General features: G+C 38.1%; 15 protein-coding genes. 7 read left to right on the forward strand and 8 right to left on the reverse strand.

All coding sequences use genetic code 11. The annotated features are described in order from the left end of the window. Window positions 1-117: 117 nt before the first annotated feature. Together H4J75_RS02180 and H4J75_RS02185 are read left to right on the forward strand one after the other, a co-directional pair. Entirely contained in the window at window positions 118-879 is a 762-nt protein-coding gene (locus tag H4J75_RS02180) for an ABC transporter substrate-binding protein (RefSeq protein WP_182221205.1), read from the forward strand. A gap of 148 nt (window positions 880-1,027) precedes the next feature. Further along, complete coding sequence (locus H4J75_RS02185) at window positions 1,028-2,137, forward strand: M28 family metallopeptidase (RefSeq protein ID WP_220465203.1); 1,110 nt, start codon at window positions 1,028-1,030, stop codon at window positions 2,135-2,137. A gap of 68 nt (window positions 2,138-2,205) precedes the next feature. On the opposite strand, the gene H4J75_RS02190 is transcribed toward H4J75_RS02185, so the two are convergent. Continuing rightward, the gene (locus tag H4J75_RS02190; protein WP_182221206.1) at window positions 2,206-4,638 is read right to left on the reverse strand and encodes a zinc-dependent metalloprotease; all 2,433 of its coding nucleotides are present in this window, start codon (window positions 4,636-4,638) and stop codon (window positions 2,206-2,208) included. 222 nt (window positions 4,639-4,860) lie between these two features. Between H4J75_RS02190 and H4J75_RS02195 the strand changes: the two genes are divergently transcribed. The 4 genes from H4J75_RS02195 (at window position 4,861) to H4J75_RS02210 (ending at window position 9,203) form a co-directional block, all read left to right on the forward strand. Continuing rightward, window positions 4,861-5,829, forward strand: coding sequence for a class 1 fructose-bisphosphatase (locus tag H4J75_RS02195; protein ID WP_070374921.1), 969 nt, complete (start codon window positions 4,861-4,863; stop codon window positions 5,827-5,829). A 568-nt stretch (window positions 5,830-6,397) separates the two neighbouring features. Further along, complete coding sequence (gene chrA / locus H4J75_RS02200) at window positions 6,398-7,588, forward strand: chromate efflux transporter (RefSeq protein ID WP_182221207.1); 1,191 nt, start codon at window positions 6,398-6,400, stop codon at window positions 7,586-7,588. Between the two features lie 152 nt (window positions 7,589-7,740). Further along, window positions 7,741-8,661, forward strand: a complete 921-nt coding sequence (locus H4J75_RS02205; RefSeq protein WP_182176428.1) for a manganese-dependent inorganic pyrophosphatase — start codon at window positions 7,741-7,743, stop codon at window positions 8,659-8,661. 2 nt (window positions 8,662-8,663) lie between these two features. Continuing rightward, the gene (locus H4J75_RS02210; RefSeq protein ID WP_182221208.1) at window positions 8,664-9,203 is read left to right on the forward strand and encodes a GNAT family N-acetyltransferase; all 540 of its coding nucleotides are present in this window, start codon (window positions 8,664-8,666) and stop codon (window positions 9,201-9,203) included. Between the two features lie 438 nt (window positions 9,204-9,641). Here the strand turns inward: H4J75_RS02210 and fadA are convergent, their stop codons facing one another. The 7 genes from fadA to H4J75_RS02245 form a co-directional block, all read right to left on the reverse strand. Further along, complete coding sequence (fadA, locus tag H4J75_RS02215) at window positions 9,642-10,805, reverse strand: acetyl-CoA C-acyltransferase FadA (RefSeq protein ID WP_070374925.1); 1,164 nt, start codon at window positions 10,803-10,805, stop codon at window positions 9,642-9,644. 15 nt (window positions 10,806-10,820) lie between these two features. Continuing rightward, window positions 10,821-12,989 carry a fatty acid oxidation complex subunit alpha FadB gene (gene fadB, locus H4J75_RS02220; protein ID WP_182214679.1) on the reverse strand — a complete coding sequence of 723 codons (2,169 nt, stop codon included), beginning with the start codon at window positions 12,987-12,989 and terminating at the stop codon, window positions 10,821-10,823. A 420-nt stretch (window positions 12,990-13,409) separates the two neighbouring features. Then, entirely contained in the window at window positions 13,410-14,645 is a 1,236-nt protein-coding gene (locus tag H4J75_RS02225) for an ABC transporter permease (protein WP_182214680.1), read from the reverse strand. Next, the gene (locus H4J75_RS02230; RefSeq protein ID WP_182214682.1) at window positions 14,645-15,856 is read right to left on the reverse strand and encodes an efflux RND transporter periplasmic adaptor subunit; all 1,212 of its coding nucleotides are present in this window, start codon (window positions 15,854-15,856) and stop codon (window positions 14,645-14,647) included. The genes H4J75_RS02225 and H4J75_RS02230 overlap by 1 nt, the downstream gene beginning before the upstream one ends. Beyond that, a complete protein-coding gene (locus tag H4J75_RS02235; protein WP_182214684.1) occupies window positions 15,853-17,010 on the reverse strand; it encodes an HlyD family efflux transporter periplasmic adaptor subunit in 1,158 nt (385 codons plus the stop codon). The genes H4J75_RS02230 and H4J75_RS02235 overlap by 4 nt, the downstream gene beginning before the upstream one ends. Then, window positions 17,003-17,974, reverse strand: coding sequence for an HlyD family secretion protein (locus H4J75_RS02240; RefSeq protein ID WP_182221209.1), 972 nt, complete (start codon window positions 17,972-17,974; stop codon window positions 17,003-17,005). The genes H4J75_RS02235 and H4J75_RS02240 overlap by 8 nt, the downstream gene beginning before the upstream one ends. Continuing rightward, window positions 17,959-18,642 carry an ABC transporter ATP-binding protein gene (locus tag H4J75_RS02245; protein WP_182214687.1) on the reverse strand — a complete coding sequence of 228 codons (684 nt, stop codon included), beginning with the start codon at window positions 18,640-18,642 and terminating at the stop codon, window positions 17,959-17,961. Before H4J75_RS02245 ends, H4J75_RS02240 begins: the two co-directional genes overlap by 16 nt. A gap of 173 nt (window positions 18,643-18,815) precedes the next feature. On the opposite strand from H4J75_RS02245, the gene H4J75_RS02250 reads away from it, so the two are divergent. Then, on the forward strand, window positions 18,816-19,994 hold the full coding sequence (locus H4J75_RS02250) for an MFS transporter (RefSeq protein ID WP_182214689.1): 1,179 nt from the start codon (window positions 18,816-18,818) through the stop codon (window positions 19,992-19,994). Window positions 19,995-20,004 lie beyond the last annotated feature (10 nt).

Genomic DNA, 20,004 nt, shown 5'->3' on the forward strand with positions numbered 1-20,004 from the left:
CGCTAAGTGACGCTGTTATTTTCAATAAAAATCGAGTTGAAATAAAGGCATAATTTTATTGAGATGCTACTCTTTTTAGAGTGATTAATTTTTATAAAATCATTAATTAGGGGCAAGATGTTAAATAACTCATGGGGTCAATTGTTAATACTAGCGCTATCGTTACTTATGACGACGAGTGCCGCTTGCCAAAAAATAAATAATAATCATTATTTACCCATAGTAACGTTAAAGTTTGACCCTTCTGGCTCAAATGCTTGGTATCCCTATTATATTAATACCGGTGAAAAACGTGGCATTGTCGTTGACGCCGTAGCCATAATACTCGCCACTGCCAATATAAGTGGTAAGGAAATAATTTTACCGCCAAAACGCACCAATTTATCATTGAAAAATGGTCTCGTTGATTTTGATTTAATTAATCCTGATTGGTTATCTAAAGAGCAACAGTCTGACGACTATGTCTTTAGCGATAGCGTGATCCCAATTAAAGAGCATATTATCTATTTGGCCGGTACCGTTATTCCTGAAAACTTAGGGGAAGATCAACAATTAACCGACCAAGATATAGGTACCGTTCGAGGTTACTATTATCACAATGATAATTTATTTAATCGCCTAGATTACCCTTCAGAAAAAGAGTTAATAAAAGCACTTTTTAGAAAAAGGATCACCTTTGCTATTAGTGGTGATAAACCAGCACAATATTGGGCAAAAATATTATCAGTACCCATTATTTTAGGCCCCGTCCATTCTGATGGTTACTTAAAAATTAGACTAAGAAAAGAGCTAAAATATCTTTTACCCCAAATCAATGATGCCATTCAACGATTAAAAATAGATGGTAGTCTCGAAAGTATTATAAAAGCTTATATATAATGCTCATCGACTTAATTTATAACTAAGTACTTTATAAGGTTAGTTGTTGCGCATTTATTATCGCGCGTAGTTGTTAATAACAAGTGACTCCATTATCCTATTACCTTAAAATAATCCGCTTTATCTCGTCTTAAAATTTAAGGGTAATATGAAATATTTCCATCGCTCAGTGCTACCTTGTTTGCTTTCTAGCTCTTTATTGCTCGTAACATCTTGCTCGTTATCAAGCGAACAAGCCAAAACAGATAACAATGAAACTGCTGCTTATACCTATCTTAAAGAACTTGTTTCACCCACCGAAGGTATAGGTGCTCGCGAAGCTGGAACGATAAAAGAACAGCAAACAGCCCGCTATATTAAAACTAAATTTGAAAAGTTTGGTTATCGAGTTACCGAGCAAAATTTTTCCTATAACAGTAGAAAAATGGTCGGTGAATCAAAGAACATTATTGCTGAATTTGGTGACGTAACAAAGCCAACCATCATACTTGGCGCACATTATGATTCTACGGCAATGAAAACGGGATCAATGGGCGCCACAGATAACGGCGCAGGTGTTGCGGCAATGTTAGCGATAGCCCAAGCATTGACCACAAAAATGCCAAATAATTATAGTATTCGCTTTATTGCCTTTGGCGCAGAAGAAATTGGTTTGCAAGGTTCAAACTATTACGTCAACGACTTATTAACCCATAACAAATTAGATAATATCGCAGCGATGATTAATTTTGACACCATAGCAGGTGGCGATAAGGTTTATGTACATAGTGCGCATACACAAGCTTATGATAATTGTAAAAATGAAACTTATAACAGCGACACTTTTATGCGAAATGCCTTACTCAAGGCATCAATTAAGGTGTTAGGCGAACAAAACAAGTATGTTATTCATCCTGACTATGAAGGCTATCCTGAAGGTGTAACTGGCTCTTGGTCTGATCATGCTAGTTTTGCCTGTGCTGGTATTCCTATTGCGTATGTAGAATCAACCAACTTTTCAATTAATGGCCAGAATGGCTTTGATGGTTACTCTCAATCAACCGCAAAAAAATTGTGGACTTGTTATGATAAAAAGAATTCAACAGCTTGTGATAATAAAGCCGAGAAAAACTGGGGAAATATTTGGCATACTCAATTTGACCGTTTAGATAAACTTGATGAAATATTTCCGGGACGTGTTAAGCAGCAGCTTAATAATAATGTTGAGGTGCTAATTGAATTATTAGCTGATCCTGATAAATATTTACCGTCAAAGTAAAAGATAAAAATAATATTTTAAAGGTGTGGGTGGTTTTATTAAGACTCAAGCCACCCACACTTCAATAATTAACTACCAATAGGTGAACCCGGCGGCATAGTGATACTAGCAGCAGGATGAACAAGTTTTCCTTGCTCAAGACTATGGGTAATCTGCACTGCTAACAACATAAACTGAGCAGCTAAGCGCTTGTACTTTTTAGAGTCATAATTATCATTTAACCATTCATTTATATTAAGTAAAGCCATATAAACTTCTGCACGCACCTCTGTTACTAAATTTTTGTTATGCCAAAGTGCTAATAAATGCTCAATAACTTGTTGATTAACCCGCTGTTGAACCAACAAAGCCAAGCCCTTTTCAGCCGGTACTTTAATTGACTGCTCTATTAAAGCGTTAATCAATTCTTGCACACTCAAAATACGCTTATCCATTACTGACTGTTGCTGTAAACGTGCTAAACGTTGTTCATTTAAAAGCAAAGACACCGTGTGTTTAGCACTAGCCTGCGCAGCAGAAACCGGATCAAAAGTAAGCCCCGTATTACCAGCAAAACTTTCGCGATTACGATAATAACCATAAGCTTTTGGTGGAATAAGTTTCACTATGTGTTCTGGCAAGGTTAATATTTTTGTATCTAGAGTGGCTAATAAAACCTGCAGCGCTTTTCGCTGCTGTTTACCTGAGACTACCTCCAATGGCTTTAGAACATTTTCTTCTCGCAGTTGATAGCGATAGTCTATACCTGAAATTAATTTTGCTGCGGCGGTAACTTGAAAACGATGAAAATTATAGATGGGCACCAAAACCTCTTCAATTTCTGACAAAGGTCGCCCTAGAGGAATACTATTTAAACCAAAGTCTGTTAGCGCTTTTTCACGTATTTTTAAGACTCTATTAAGCTCATCGGCGGCATCTACTCCGTTGTCCCACAAATGTGCGCGACTATGTGCACTCGAAGAAGAACGAGCATCTGAGTCTGACATATACAGCAAATCTGCTTGTTGCGCGCTTGCTATAACTTTCGCTAAGTACTCGGCTTCTTTATCAGCCGTTATATCAGCATAACCATAAGCAATAACTGATTTGTCCCAGCGACCAATATCTGTAGCGTAGGCATTTGATAAATCAATTTCACCATTTTTCAAGGTAATTAACGGGTGAGGATAATCCATTACTGAAGCGCGATTATTAGCACTTGCGGCAAAATTATGCGCGATACCTAAAGTGTGCCCAACTTCATGAGCCGACAATTGACGAATGCGTGCTAAAGCCATTTCTTTCATTGGTGAAGTGTCTGTTATAGATGACTTAAAAGGAGATGTTAAGCCCAAAGCAATGAGATAATCTTGACGAACACGTAGAGAGCCCAATGTTACATGCCCCTTTAATATTTCTCCTGTTCTTGGGTCTATCACTGATGAACCATAAGACCAACCTCTTGTCGCTCGATGTACCCATTGAATAACGTTATAACGAACATCCATAGGGTCTGCATCGGCTGGTAACATTTTTACCTGAAAAGCATTTTTATAACCGATGGCTGAAAATGCTTGGTCCCACCAACGAGCGCCATCAAGTAAAGCACTTTTTATAGGTTCAGGTACGCCGGCATCTAAATAATAGATAATAGGTTCAATTGCTTCGCTGACCTCAAGATTTCTATCTTTTTTGTTTAAGCGATGACGTGGAATATTACGCTGAATTAACGGTTGGTCGATAGCACTGGCGTAATCGGCATAACTATTTGACCAAAAGCCACTGTAAGGATGAAAAGTACGTGCTTGGTATTTGTCGTCAGGTAATTTAATCAGCGAATGATGTAAGTTCACTGTAACAGCTGTTGAGTCTGGCGTTACTGAGCGTAAGTATTTACCTGCATCGGTTCCTTGGTAAGTCACTGTTGCTTCAAGCTCAGTATTATTAGGAAAGGCCTTGCTGCGTTTTATATAGATACCACTTCGGCTTTCATCAATTTTGAAGTTACCTTGTTGACGTTGTTTAAGTTTACTTGATAATTGATGAATATCAGATAAAAGAAAGGGTGTATAATCAATTAATACTTTTTTACCGTCCTTACTTTCTTTGGCAACTTTAAACCCCCAAATAATAGAGCTGGCAAATGCCTCGCTAACGGCTTTTTTTTCTAAGTTGTTTTCAGTATCCGCTCGATAATAAGTATTAAGTTGGCGGAGAAAGACCTTCTCTCCTACTTTTTCAAAGCGTACTAGACGAGTATCACCTAACTGGCCTCTATCAAGTCCAATATCATTAGAACCGACTCCTTGAGGTAAACCGCTTTGAAATAAAAAGTCTTGTTCAAATTGCTGGATCTCTAAATAAACATTGCCCTTTTTTTTATCATGAAAAAAAGAAAAATAGCCTTGCTGGTGATCTTTATCTTTAACAAAGTCATTATAACTAAGAATTTCTTCGCTGAGCGCGGCTATTGAAAAGGTACTACAAATAAATATTAAAAAGACACCTAGCGTCAGTTTCATCGTTTTTCCCTATTTGATTTTTGGTTCTATAAATATATATTCAAGTCATTCCATTATTTTTGTTATCATTAGCCTTACAGGTGAGGTGATAGCTTTCATCGTCACCTCTAATCGTAAAATAATGTAATATGTAGCTGCTATTATTATTTTACGACATTAAATAACCAACAATTTTATGACTCAATTTTTAAGAGTCTTACTCTAAATCAATTAGGTAACCCGATGCAACGACTAGCACCAGCTTTACGTCAAGATAATGTTCCACTCGATTTAATTTCGCTGATCAAAACGATTTTAGCGGCAACTAAAGAAATTTCATTTCGTGTTAGCCAAGGTCACTTAAGTGATTTGATGGGTTCAACTTTGGATGAAAATATTCAAGGTGAAGTTCAGAAAGAATTAGATGTCGTTGCAAATGAATTACTTAAAGATATTTTATTAGAGTCTGGCTTTGTTAAAGCGATTTCTTCTGAAGAAGAAGATAGCTCTGTTGCAGGTGAAAAAAATGGCAAGTATCTGGTTTCTTTCGATCCACTTGATGGCAGCTCTAATATCGAAATCAACTCATTAATTGGCACAATTTTCTCTATTCATGAAGCACCAAGTGATATGGATGCTAGTGATCCAGACATGTTTAAGCAAGCGGGTAACAAACAACTTTGTGCGGGTTATGTCTTATATGGTCCGTCAACTATGTTGGTAATGACTACGGGTAGCGGTACCCATTTTTATGTACTTGACCGTACTCATGGTGGTTTTTTATTAGTTGAACGTAATGTTCAAGTGCCTGTGGACACACAAGAATTTGCTGTTAACATGTCAAATCAACGTTTTTGGCAAGCGCCTATGCAGAATTACATCAGTGATTTACTTGCAGGTGATACCGGCCCTCGTGGCAAAAATTTCAACATGCGTTGGATTGCCGCTATGGTTGGTGACATTCATCGTGTATTAACACGTGGTGGTATTTTTACTTATCCACAAGATAGTAAAAACCCGCAACAACCACACAAGCTACGCTTAATGTATGAAGCGAATCCAATGAGTTTTCTCATTGAACAAGCGGGTGGACTGGCAATGACCAGTGAAGGACGCATTATGGATATGGAGCCGAACAGCATTCATCAGCGTGTCGAAGTGATTATGGGCTCGAAAAATGAAGTAGAGGCCTGTTTAGCTTATTACAAATAATCGAAAATTAGCATGCATCAACATGTCGAAGTCCAATTAACAGGTTTCTAAAAACAAAGATGAAGCCTGTTTAGCTTATTACAAATAATCGAAAATTAGCATGCATCAACATGTCGAAGTCCAATTAACAGGTTTCTAAAAACAAAGATGAAGCCTGTTTAGCTTATTACAAATAATCAGAAATTAGCATGCATCAACATGTCGAAGTCCAATTAACAGGGCTCGAAAAATGAACTAGAAGCCTGTTTAGCTTATTACAAACAATCGAAAATTAGCATGCATCAACATGTCGAAGTCCAATTAACAGGGCTCCAAAAATGAAGATGAAGCCTGTTTAGCTTATTACAAATAATCGAAAATTAGCATGTATCAACGTGTATAAGTCCAATTAACAGGTTTCTAAAAACAAAGATGAAGCCTGTTTAGCTTATTACATGTCACTAACACTTTTCTTATGTCGGTAAAAAAGCTCCATTCATTGAGCTTTTTTACCGTTAAATTTAATATTCCCTTCATAGTTTTACGATATAATAGTTAATATAATTGACTGGCTTTTAACGACATTTTTATGAAAAAACTATTTGAAGTATTTTGGCGTTTTCTTTTTTTAGGTTGTATCAGTTTTGGTGGACCTGCCGCACATATTGGCTATTTCCAAAAAACATTTGTCGATAAACTAAAGTGGTTAGATCAAACAAGTTATGCAAATTTAATCTCATTAAGCCAATTTTTACCGGGTCCTGGCTCTAGTCAATTAGGTTTTGCTATTGGATTGAGACAAGCTGGACTGCCTGGCGGCATTGCTGCATTTATCGGTTTTACCTTACCGTCATTTATTCTTATCTATTTACTCGCCACTAATATTAGCGGTGCTGAACAACCTTGGGTTTTTCATGTTATAAGTGGTTTGAAATTACTGGCTGTGGTGGTAGTGGCTGACGCTTGTTTAACTATGTTTAAAAGTTTCTGTAATAATTACACCCACAGACTTATTGCGGTTATAACAGCGATTGCTTTAATCACTTTACCGAGTTTAATGATGCAAATTTTCATACTGACTATCGCAGCAAGCTTTGGTTTTTTTGTTAATCCATCGTTAAAATCAGTTACCACTGAAGTCACCCAACCTTCAGCTCTAACCTCAAGACAGTTTAAAATACTGCCATTGATGTTGTTCTTAATCATCCTCTTTGCTTTACCACTAGCAACCGTAGTTGGAGCACCGATTAACACAGCCGATATCATGGTCTTATTCAATCAGTTTTTTCAAGCGGGCAGTATGGTCTTTGGTGGCGGACACGTTGTCTTGCCACTATTACAACAAACAATTGGTGAAGCGTTATCGAACGATGTTTTTCTTACCGGTTATGCCGCAGCGCAAGCAGTTCCTGGCCCAATGTTTACCCTAGCGACTTTTCTGGGTGCAGAGCTATTTCCACAAGCCCCTTTAATAGGAGCGACAGTCGCAACCTTAGCAATATTTTTACCTGGATTTTTATTGGTACTGACCTTTGAAAGTACTTGGCAATCATTAGCAACAAAGCCCAAAGTCGCCGGTGCGATTATGGCGGTAAATGCCGCTGTGGTTGGTCTATTATTTTCTGCGCTTTATCACCCTATTTTTACTAGTGCTGTTAGTTCACTATTTGACTTATTTTCTGTGCTTATTGGTTTTTATTTATTACGGATAGTCAAACTGCCTATTATTGTTTTAGTGGTGACATTTGTTGGCGTTGGTTTATTAACGCAATTCTACTAAGTCGGTTATCGCAGAGTAATAAGCGCCTTAGTGCTATTGATATGATTTAGTGCCGATAATGTCAGCTTTAACTTTTCACCGCCATGGTTTGTTTGCTAAAATATCGCCAATTTAAAATATAGCCTCAATATAAACGCTAATACGAGAAACTTATGCCTAATTACGCTGTTGGACACAAAACACCTGATTCAGATTCAATCTGTTCAGCTATCGCCCTTTCCTATTTAAAAACCACGCTAGGTGAAGAAACCGTCCCAGCTCGTTTAGGAGAGCTTTCACCAGAAACTTTATTTATTTTAGACAAGTTTGGTTTTGAGCAACCTGAATTAAAAACAAGTTTTGCTGGCGAAGGTATCTATATTGTTGACCATTCCGACCGTATTCAAGGACCCGATGATATCGATGAAGCAACAATATTAGGTATTATTGATCATCATAAATTAGGCGATATTACTACCTCTACCCCATTAGAAATTTGGGTTCGTCCTGTTGGCTGTACCAATACCATCATTAAAATGATGTACGATTTCTATGATGTAGAAATTCCAAAAAATATTGCTGGTGCAATGATGTGCGCTATTTTGTCTGATACGGTTATTTTTAAATCACCCACCTGTACCACTGCTGATATAAAATGTGTTGAAGCATTAGCTGAAATTGCAGGCATTAGCGACGCAAAAGCCTTGGGTATGGAGATGTTTGAAGTAAAATCTGCCGTATTAGGTACACCTATACGTGACCTAGTCTTACGTGATTTTAAAGACTTTAACATGCATGGCAACTTAGTAGGTATCGGTCAGTTGGAAGTACTTGACCTCGCCATCTTTGATGATATGAAGCTTGAATTATTTGCTGACATTGCAAAATTAAAAGCCGAAGGTAGCCGACACACGGTTTTATTATTACTGACAGACATTATGAAAGAAGGCTCTGAAATGTTAGTTATTAGCGACAATGCTGATTTAACAGAAAAAGCTTATGGCAAACCACTTGTTGACGGTAAAGTATGGTTAGACGGCGTATTGAGTCGTAAAAAACAAGTTGTTCCACCTCTCCAAGATTCATTAGCTTAAAAATGAAAATCAATAACTCTGCACGACTAAGCTACAAATTAATGTCTGCTGACGATGCAGAGTTATTGTATCAACTTGACCAAGACCCAGAAGTGATGCGTTTTATCAGTGATGGTAATCCGTCGTCTCGCGAGACCATTACAAATGTGTTATTGCCTCGTATGCAAAAATACCTAAGTCCAACTAAAGGTTGGGGATTGTGGCAAGTTAATATCACTGAAACTGATCAATATATTGGCTGGGTGCTTGTGCGGCCGATGAATTTTTTCTCTGCCTTACCTGAGTTTAATAACCTAGAGCTCGGTTGGCGATTTTTTCAAACATCATGGGGCAAAGGTTTTGCCAGTGAAGCGGCTCAACATATTAAAAATGCTTTAGCCGTGAACCCTGAATACGATAAATTTAGCGCTATTGCCGACGAAAATAATCTAGCTTCAATAGGTGTAATGAAAAAAATAGGTATGTCATATCTTAAAACATATCTTCATGTTGACCCATTATTTGAATGTACCGTCGCTTACTATCAGCTTCAAAATACCTAACGGTTAATGTTCTACATTAGCAGTCACCGAGCTTATGTCTTTTCCTGAAAGGGTATTTTTAAATAGCCTATTCTTGCTCGAATAAACCTGAGTATATTCTGTTGATTTATCTGATAATTTTTATATGCTAATACCTTAGCTAAAGGCATAATTTTAATGGGTTGATCATCATAAAACCGATAACAACGACTATACGTTGAGATATCTAACTCAACTTTAATCGTTTCTGACCAAGTATGGTCCCGTTAATTCGTTAATATTGTAAGCAATCGTCCCCCATCATTTTCTGTATATTACCTTTATAATCAATTAATTTATGCACTGAGTAACCAGCACAGATAAAGTACGATTTTGTCGAGATCCTCTTCAAAACAGCGATAAAAAAACTCACCGAAGTGAGTTTTTTTTATCTTGATAATATGCCGTTAAATTTTACAATTAAACGCGTTCAATTACCGTTGCAATACCTTGTCCTAAACCGATACACATAGTCGCTAAACCTATGCTGACATCTTGACCTTCCATTAGGTTCAATAAAGTACCCGTGATACGCGAGCCAGAACACCCTAATGGATGACCTAAGGCGATAGCGCCACCGTTTAAGTTAATCATATCTTCAGCACGGTCTTCTAAGCCTAGAGATTTAACACACGATAAGGCTTGCGCCGCAAAGGCTTCGTTAAATTCAGCTAGTTCGATATCAGCTAAAGATAAACCTGCACGTTTCAATGCTTTTTTCGTTGCTGGAACAGGACCAAAGCCCATAGTAGACGGATCACAACCTGCAACTGCCATACCACGAATACGCGCACGAGGGGTTAAACCAAGCTCTTTTGCACGATCAGCTGACATCACTAACATTGCTGATGCACCATCAGACAAAGCTGAAGAAGTACCGGCTGTTACTGTACCGTTAACTGGATCAAACACTGGGCGTAAACCGGCAAGCGTTTCAATCGTTGTTTCAGGACGAATAACTTCATCATGTTCAACTAAGGTTAACGCGCCCATTGCATCATGTCCTTGAGTGGCAACAATTTCATTGTCCCAACGACCAGCAAGTTGTGCTTCATAAGCTTTTCTGTGTGAACGTGCCGCAAAAGCGTCTTGTTGTTCACGGGTAATACCGAACTGCTTACCGAGTAACTCAGCGGTTAAACCCATATTGCCAGCCGCACGAGAAATGTACTTACTCAAGGCCGGATCAAAGTCTACATCATACATCATAGGAACATGTCCCATGTGCTCAACACCACCAACGATGAATACATCACCTTGGCCACACATGATGTTAGTTGTTGCATCATGCAAAGCTTGCATTGATGAACCACATAAACGGTTAACTGTTACCGCGCCAACTGTTTTTGGAATGTCAGTTAACAACTGTGCATTACGCGCAATGTTAAAACCTTGCTCTTTAGTTTGCTTAACGTTGCCCCAGATAATGTCTTCAATTAATGAAGGATCTAAATTAGGGTTACGCACTAATAGTTGCTGCATTAAATGCGCTGATAAACCTTCAGCACGAACGTTACGAAAAACGCCAGCTCTAGAGCGTCCCATTGGTGTACGAATACAATCTACAATGACTACTTCTTTCATGTTCTTCTCCTTAGCTTATGCTGTTTTTACGTCGGTGTTGAAATAAGATTTACCTGATTTAGCCATTTCGCGTAATCCATCAGTTACCTGATAAATTTCACCTAAATGCGCATACTTATCAGCCATGGCAATAAAGTTAGTTAAACCTAACGTTTCTAAATAACGAATTGCACCACCTCTAAACGGTGGAAAACCAATACCGTAAATTAAGCCCATATCAGCTTCAGCGGCAGTATCAACAACACCTTCTTCTAAACAACGCACCACTTCATTGACCATAGGGATCATTAAGCGAGCAATAATGTCTTCACTACTAAATTCTTTTTTGTCTGCACAGGTACTTTCAAACAATGCGTAAGCATCAGCTGAAGCTACTTTTGTTGGACGACCACGCTTGTCTTGACCGTAATCATAAAAGCCTTTGCCATTTTTCTGACCAAGACGTTTATTACTGTATAGAGTGCTTACTGGGTCATTATCAATTTTTGCCATACGCGTTGGGAAGCCAGATGACATAACACCCGTACAATGATCAGCGGTATCAACACCCACCACATCAAGTAAGTATGCTGGGCCCATTGGCCAACCAAATTGTTTTTCCATGATTTTATCAACAGCAGCAAAATCAACACCTTCAAGCATTAATTGGCTAAAGCCAGCAAAGTATGGGAATAAAACACGGTTAATATAAAAGCCAGGACAATCGTTAACAACAATCGGTGATTTACCCATTTTAGCCGCGTAAGCAACAACAGCCGCAACGGTTTCTTCAGACGTTGCTTTACCACGAATAACTTCAACCAATGGCATTTTGTTTACCGGGTTAAAGAAATGCATACCACAGAAGTTTTCTGGACGTTTTACACTTTGCGCTAACAAATCGATAGAAATCGTTGAGGTGTTAGAGGTTAAAATGGCATCTTCAGAAAGAAAGCTTTCTACTTCAGCAAGGACCATACCTTTTACTTTAGGGTTTTCGACTACCGCTTCAACCACGATATCAACATCTTTAACACTATCGTAGCTAAGGGTTGGTGTGATGTTATTTAACACGCCAGCCATAGTCTTAATATTCATACGACCGCGTTCAACTTGCTTGGTTAAAATGCCAGCAGCAGTATTTAAGCCTAAATCAAGTGCTGCATCATTAATGTCTTTCATAATGATTGGCGTGCCTTTATAAGCAGACTGATAAGCAATACCACCGCCCATAATACCCGCGCCTAACACAGCGGCTTTATTCACTTGTTTAGTCGCCATTTTAGCGGCTTTTTTTGCTTTGCCTTTAACGACTTGATCTGCCATAAACAAACCAATTTGCGCCGTAGCCGCATCAGTTTTAGCAAGCTTAGCAAAGTTTGTATTCTCAATAAGCATGGCTTCTGTTCTACCGAGTAAAGCAGCAGCTTCGATAGTTTTTACCATCATCATAGGTGCAGGGTAATGTTTACCGGCTTTAGCGGCAATCATACCTTTACAGGTATTAAAGGTCATAATTGATTCAACAGGGCTAAGCTTTAACGCTTCAAGTTTCTGTTGACGTTTAGCTTGCCAATTTAACTTACCAGACATTGCTTGTTTAAGCATGTTAATAGCGGCTTCGCGTAAATGCTCTGGCGCAACGACCGCGTCAAGTAAACCAACAGCCATTGCTTGTTCAGGCTTAAACGCTTTACCCGTAGACATCCACTCAACAGCATTATCAGCGCCAATAATTCTTGGTAAGCGCACTGTGCCACCGAAACCAGGAATCAGGCCTAATTTAACTTCAGGTAAACCTATCGAACATGTTGTATCAGCAATACGGTAGTCACAAGCTAAGCTCATTTCACAACCGCCACCTAAAGCAAAACCATTAAGTGCAACAATTGTTGGTAGCTTAATGTCTTCAAATGAATCAAAAACGTCTGAGCCGCCTTTGATCCAAGGGATAAGTTCCGCTTCAGGAAGTTTGAACATTGTTAAAAATTCAGTGATGTCTGCACCAACAATAAAGTTAGATTTTCCAGACGTTACAAGTACGCCTTTAGCATCTGCACAATTGTTAATAGCAGCAACCACTTCGATATATTCTTTAAAAGTTTGCTGATCAAACTTATTCACTGAGCCTTGTGCATCGAATTTAAATTCAACAATGCCGTCATTCAGTAATTCGGCAGAAAGGTTTTGACCTTGAAATAACATGCCTAGTTTCCTCGTTTAGTGGGATAAAAATAGGGTCTGAACTCAATTAAATGATAATTTAACTGATCAGTTTTTATAATAATAGACGATTGAGTGTGCCTTGAAAGAAAAATAAATGCAAATTTTTTAAACAGGCGTTTTAATTAGGTGTATTAATCTATGGTTTTTTAACTAAGACAGAAAGAATGGCTCGCGGTATAAGCCGATTAATAGGGCCTAAAAGACGATAGACACAAGAGACTAAACTTAATCCTAAAAGCCCGTGCTAGATAAATAAATCGATAAAATAAATTTAACATTCGCCGCTTAGCACTCTCGACTAAAAAGCGGCGATAATCTTCAGATAAAAATAAAGAGCAAAGCGTCATCAAATACTAATGACGCTTTAAGCTATAATAGCGGGGGAATAGGTTATCTTAACTAGTCACTTTGTAAGGCATCAATAGGGTCAAGTTTGGACGCTTTAATGGCTGGATAAACACCAAAGGTTAAACCGACTAAAGCACAAATACTAAAAGACAAAATAATGGCACTTGTTGACCATGACACCGCCCATTCAGAATAAAGTGCGATAAGCTCTGAGAGCATAATCCCAAAAAACACCCCCAAGATGCCACCCATAATTGAAATAGTAAAACTCTCAGCAATAAACTGTAAGCGAATATCTTTTTGTGTTGCACCAACCGCACGCAACAAGCCAATTTCTTTGGTGCGCTCTAATACAGTAGCAAGCATTATATTCATAATACCAATTCCGCCCACTAATAAAGAAATACCGGCAACACATGACATGACAATATTAAATATTTGCTGTGTTTGTTTTTGCTGGGCCAATAATGCGGCAGGAATAACTAAGTTATAATCATCGACTTCATTATGACGACGATTAAGCAAATGACTCACGGCTTGCGCTGCACTAATAGGATCAACACTCTCATCAAGCTTAAGTTTAATACTGGTGACTTCACTCGCTAGCTTTTTACTAGCAAATTTATGTATTGCGGTTTTTAATGGAATAAACACCTGACGTTGGTCACCACCGAGCTTTATGCCTTGAAACTCTTGTTTCTTTAAAAATGGCGCTTGTAATACGCCAACCACCTTAAACCAGAGGTGATTAATTTTAATATTTTGACCGATGGCATTGCCTTTTGGAAAAAGCTGTTTTGCGGTTGATGAACCCAGCAGTGCCACCTGAGAAAAGTTTTTATCGTCACTGTCGTTGAGTAAACGCCCTTGTGCTACATGGAATTTAGACAATGCAAAAAAGCTAGCACTCACCCCTGTTGCTTCACCATCACTTTTCCCTTCACCACTGAAAATACTGTAAGTATCGATAAGTTTTTGCGCGCTAAAGGCAGTAACAAAAGGTAATGAACGCGCACTAATCTCACCGTCTCTGATACTTAAACCCGGAGAGTGTTTACGTTGTTCTTGTAGTTCTTTTTCTTCAAAAACTTTCCCTTCGATGATTAAATTATGTAAGCCCATCGAGTCGATCATTTTCATCGCTTCAGCTTCCGCACCTTCACCAATATTAAGCATCGCGATAACCGCACCAACGCCAAAAATCATGCCGAGTAAAGTTAACAACGTGCGTAACTTATGTTGAGCAAGCTCGGAAAAAGTATCCAAAAAAATCGCTAAATATTTCATTAACTATGCTCCTTGTCGGTTAATGCTATTTTCTGACCTACTTTAAGCCCTGATAAAACTTCAACATGGCTTAAACTCGCCTGCCCTAAGGTAACGGGTAATGAAGTGTAGTCGCCATTTTTATACAAGTAGACAAACGTCTGCTTTGCTTCGACAAAAACACTTTGCAACGGAATAATAATTTTTTGGCGGGTGGCGATAATTTCAATATTAGCTTCTAACTTTCTTCCGGGTACAAATAGCTCACTATTTTGCTCGGCTAAAATAACAATAACTTCAAAATATTTTTGTGGATCACCACGCTTTATCGAGGTAGGAAACGGGGCAACTGTCTCAACTTTTCCTTTAAACGGTTTATCCGCATAAGCATTTAAAAAGAAGATTACCGATTTATCTACGGCTAAATTTACCGCCTCACTTTCTAAAACGAATAACTTAACTTTCATGTTACTGATATCAGGTAACTCGGCAATTTTTTGCCCCGGCCATAATGACTGGCCTTCACGTGGTTTTTCTCCACGCCAATTAGCTTTATAAGCAAGTAAGCCATCGTGCGGTGCTTTAACTTCAAGTTTTGCTAGGCCTTCACTTAACTGTTTTAATTTACTTTTGCTTTGCGCTTGCTTCATTTCCAGCAAGCCCATATCTCCCGCTGAACTGCTACTAAAACTATCATTTTTCCAATAAAGATATTCTTCTTTAGACCCTAAGTACTGGGTGTTTTGTAATGAATCAAGGATGTCTAATTTCGAACGTATTTGATCATCATTGATTGAAAAATTTTCTGCAAAATTTTTCTCTTGACCTACCACGCCAATATCTTTGTTAATTGAGTTAAGTGCTTGAGTAAGCATGCCAGTTTTTTCAATAATTTCTTGTTCGGTGATCGACAATTCACTTTGTCTATCTTTACTTTGAATTTCCATCGCTTCACCGTCAAAGCGGGCAATAACATCACCTTTTTTAACGTGTGAAAATTCTGGTGCTAACCATGAAATGTTTTGTGGTCCTTGTCGACTCATTGGCGCATTTATTACCGTGGCTTTTGCTGCAAACAGTTCGCCTTTTGCCGGGACATTAACGATAAAGTCTTGTTTGGTCACCTCATATAACAAGGGAGCGTTTTCTTGCCCAGAACAAGCGGTTATTGCAATAGATAATAAACTAACGATAAAAGATTTTTTCATTATTGATTGTTGTGAATATTTCATAAAGCCACTATATCTCCTTGTGATAGGCCACTTTTAATGACCACTTTATCTCCGACTATATGAGCAACCTCAATGGTTTCTTCATGATCCGAAAAAAGACCGGTGATTCGAACACTCCCTTGGCCATTTTCTAACTTAACCGCCTGCGATGGCAAAGTTAACGCGTTATCAATCATGGCGGTAACAACCTCAATACGCGCAGTCATGCCTGGACGTATCACCGTATCTTTAGGTTGTTCAAAAGCAATGATTGCATCGAAAACACGGCGTTTATCTTGTGATGACTTATCACGAAAAACACGTCCTAGTTCAACAATACTACCTTGTAAAACAATTTCTTGAGTACCATCAATCATAATTTTAACTTTTTGATTAAGTTTGATTTTACCACTGTCAGGTTCAGCAATTTGTGCTTTTAATTGCATCTGTTCAATAACAGCAAGTTCAACAACCGGTTGGCCAAATTGAATACTCTCACCCACCGCTGGTTTTTCTCCTTGCCAATTAGCTCGGTAGATAACCATACCATCAATCGGTGCTTTAACTTTCAAACGCTCAATGTCACTTTTAAAATCATTTACCTCTGCGGTTAAACGGTTTACTTTTCCTTTAGCTAACTTTAAATTAAGTGCTTTATTGTTTTTATGAAAAGTCAGTCGCTCTTTCGCAAGAAACAAATCATTTTCGGCAATAGTAAAATCAATCACAGACTTTTTACGATCATTTTCAGCGCGACTGTTATCAATAATATCGGCTTTACGCTCCGCTTTTTCATATTCCATTTGCTTTTCAGCAATACTGAGAATAAGTTCTTGCTCTGATTCTTCTTCCTTAATTTTCTTATTTTCTAATTCTTTTTGCGCCCGGTCTAAGTCAGCTTGTTTATCAACCAACCTATCCACCACCTTTTTACTGTCAAAGGCAACGATCACTTCGCCTTTTTTTACACGGGTATTCTCCGGTGTTAGCTGCTTAATTTGATACTGCCACATACCAGAAACTGACGGTGGTGCTATCATTGCCGTTTGTTTTGACTCTAATTCTCCACTCGCGGTAACAATTAGACGCACTTGTTCTAACTTTACGGTTTCGCTAGGTGCTTTTTCACAAGCACAAAGCAATACTAACAACATGATTGCAAAATATTTATTCACTTGGGCTTACTCCTGTAAATTCTAATTGAGCGCTCATGCCCGGTAATAACGTTAAGGCTTCATCAAGCGTAAAAGAAAACACAGCGCGATAATAAACATCGTTGCCCCATTCTTTACGTTCTTCGGGTTGGCTCGATATTTCGGTTAATGTAGCCACAAGATTATATTGTGGAAAAGCATCTAGCTTAAAATCGACAACGCTATCCACACGCATATTTTTATAGTCAACTTCATGCACCCAAGCTTCAATATATAAGCCATTTACCGAAGGAATTTTTGCAATTTCCCAAGAAGGTTGCGCCGTCATACCGACAAATACTTTTTCACCACTCCAAGGATGGAGCCCATAAAGTACCGGACCACTTCGCTCAGCATAGCCACTCATCTGCTTGAGTTTGTATTCATTGTATTGCAATTTATCCTGATGCTTTACAATCGTAATTTTTTGCTTAGTCACGGCAACCTGATTAGCGACCTTGACTTGCTTTAAATTTTCGAGTGATTTCGCATTAGCAACAACCGATTTTTCAAGCTGAAGTTGGTTTTTCTGATAATCATATTCACTTAAATGAACAACAGCAATACCGGCATCAATTCGTGCTTTATCAAGCAATAAAGCCGTTCTCTTTTGTCCGTAAGTCGCTTCTAAAAGTGATTGCTTAGCGCTACTAGTCAAACGAAATAACTCTTCATTCGCGGCGATCAAGCTTACTTTTTCTTGTTCTATTTGACTTTGAATTGAGCCACTGTCAAAGACGACAACTAGATCGCCTTCTTCAGCTATATCACCTTCTGGTAGCAACCATTGCACTTGAACATTCCAACTATCTGTTTTAGGTGAGTAAAACGTTTGATTGTCGCTGGCTTTAATTTGACCGGATAAAATCAAGGGAGTTTGACCTTCGGCTAAGGAGAAGCCGCTAACAGCAAGTATAGCGATTGATAATATTAGTTTTTGATACATAATCGGTCCTCAATGATATTACCGTCTTTCATGCGGATCATTCTGTCAGCATACGCAGCAATATCTTCTTCGTGAGTCACCATAACAATAGTTTGTCCTTGATTATGTAACTCACAGAGTAAATCCATAATTTCATAAGAGGTTTTAGAATCTAAGTTACCGGTCGGTTCATCTGCAAAAATCACTTCTGGACGATTTACTAGCGCCCGAGCAATAGCAACACGTTGACGTTGCCCACCAGACATTTCAAAGGGTTTATGGTGCCAACGTGAAGATAAACCTACTTTATCAAGCATTTCCATACCACGTTTTTTGGCGTCTTCTTGATCGGCATTACTGTAACGTAGTGGTAAAATAACATTATCAAGGGCAGTTAAACGAGGTAGTAAATGAAAGGTTTGAAAGATAAAACCTATTTTACGATTGCGGATCTTAGAAAGGCTTTCGTCATCAATATTTTTTATTGACTCACCAGATAATAAGTATTCACCAGAAGTCGGTGTATCGAGACAACCTAAGATACTCATTAAGGTTGATTTTCCTGAGCCCGAAGTGCCCATTATCGCAACGAATTCATTGTTTTCAATGGTTAAAGAAACATTATTTAAAGCTATGACTTGAGTTTCACCTTCACCATAAATTCGACTGATGTTATCGATTTTGATCACTTATTACGCTCCATAAAAATTAATCCCTGTTGATGCCATTACTTTTATCTAACAAATAAAGGTAAAATAGCCCGCGTAACAATATATAGCTTTAAATTTTAATCACATACTGCTGAACTGTAATAATTTGTTTCAATTAAGACTGCATTTACAGCCTCAAATATTGGAAAATAATGTCAATTAAAGAACGCTTCAACAAACCAGAGAATTTATTGCTCGCCATGGCATTTATTATGCCGCTAATATTTAGCGTTTGGATGGTTTTACTCAATAATTTTGTTATCGAAAAAGCCAGTTTTACCGGTAAAGAAATTGGCATTTTACAAAGTCTCCGTGAAATACCTGGATTTCTAGCCTTTACCGTTATTTATGTACTACTGTTTATTAAAGAACAAAAATTAGCCATTATTTCATTAGCCGTTACCGCTATTGGGGTAATAATGACCGGATTTTTTCCTTCTGTTTTAGGTTTGTATCTGACCACTGTTATCATGTCTATTGGCTTTCATTATTTTGAAACCGTGAACCAATCGTTAACCATGCAATGGATTGATAAAGATAAAACAGCCCATTTTTTAGGGCGTCTATTATCGGTAAAATCAGCGGCATCACTACTCGCTTTTAGCAGTATTTGGTTGATGATGGAAAAGTTCTCGTGGTCTTATCAAAGTACTTATGCCTTATTTGGTGCACTCGGCCTAGTACTCACTATTTGTTTGGCACTTTCTTTTAAAGAGTTTCCCGTTAAGGTCGAACAAGAAAAAAGCCTGATACTACGTAAACGTTATTGGTTGTTCTACGCTTTGACTTTCTTTAGTGGTGCGCGCCGCCAAATATTTACCGTATTCGCGGGTTTTTTAATGGTAGAAAAATTTGGTTATAGCGTTGCTGATATCAGTGCATTATTCTTAATAAACTATGTTTTTAATTGGTTATTCGCAGCAAAAATAGGCAAATTGATTGGCATTATTGGTGAACGTCGGGTGCTTAAATTTGAATATATCGGTTTAATTACTATCTTTATTGCCTATGGCTTTGTCGAAAACTCGACGATCGCAGCAAGCTTATATGTGATAGATCATTTATTTTTTGCTTTAGCTATTGCGATTAAAACCTACTTTCAAAAAATAGCCAAGCCTGAAGATTTAGCATCAAGTGCTGGCGTTAGTTTTTCAATTAATCACATTGCCGCTGTGGTTATTCCGGCGTTGCTTGGTTTAGTGTGGATTTATAACCCGTCATGGGTCTTTTATATTGGTGCTGGCTTTGCTTGTTGTTCTTTGATTTTATCGCACTTTATTCCATGCCAACCAAGGGAAGGCGTCGAGTTTAGATACCAAGAAACATCTTAACTATATTAGC

Source organism: Colwellia sp. BRX10-1, assembly GCF_014077545.1.
Taxonomy (GTDB): Bacteria; Pseudomonadota; Gammaproteobacteria; order Enterobacterales; family Alteromonadaceae; genus Colwellia_A.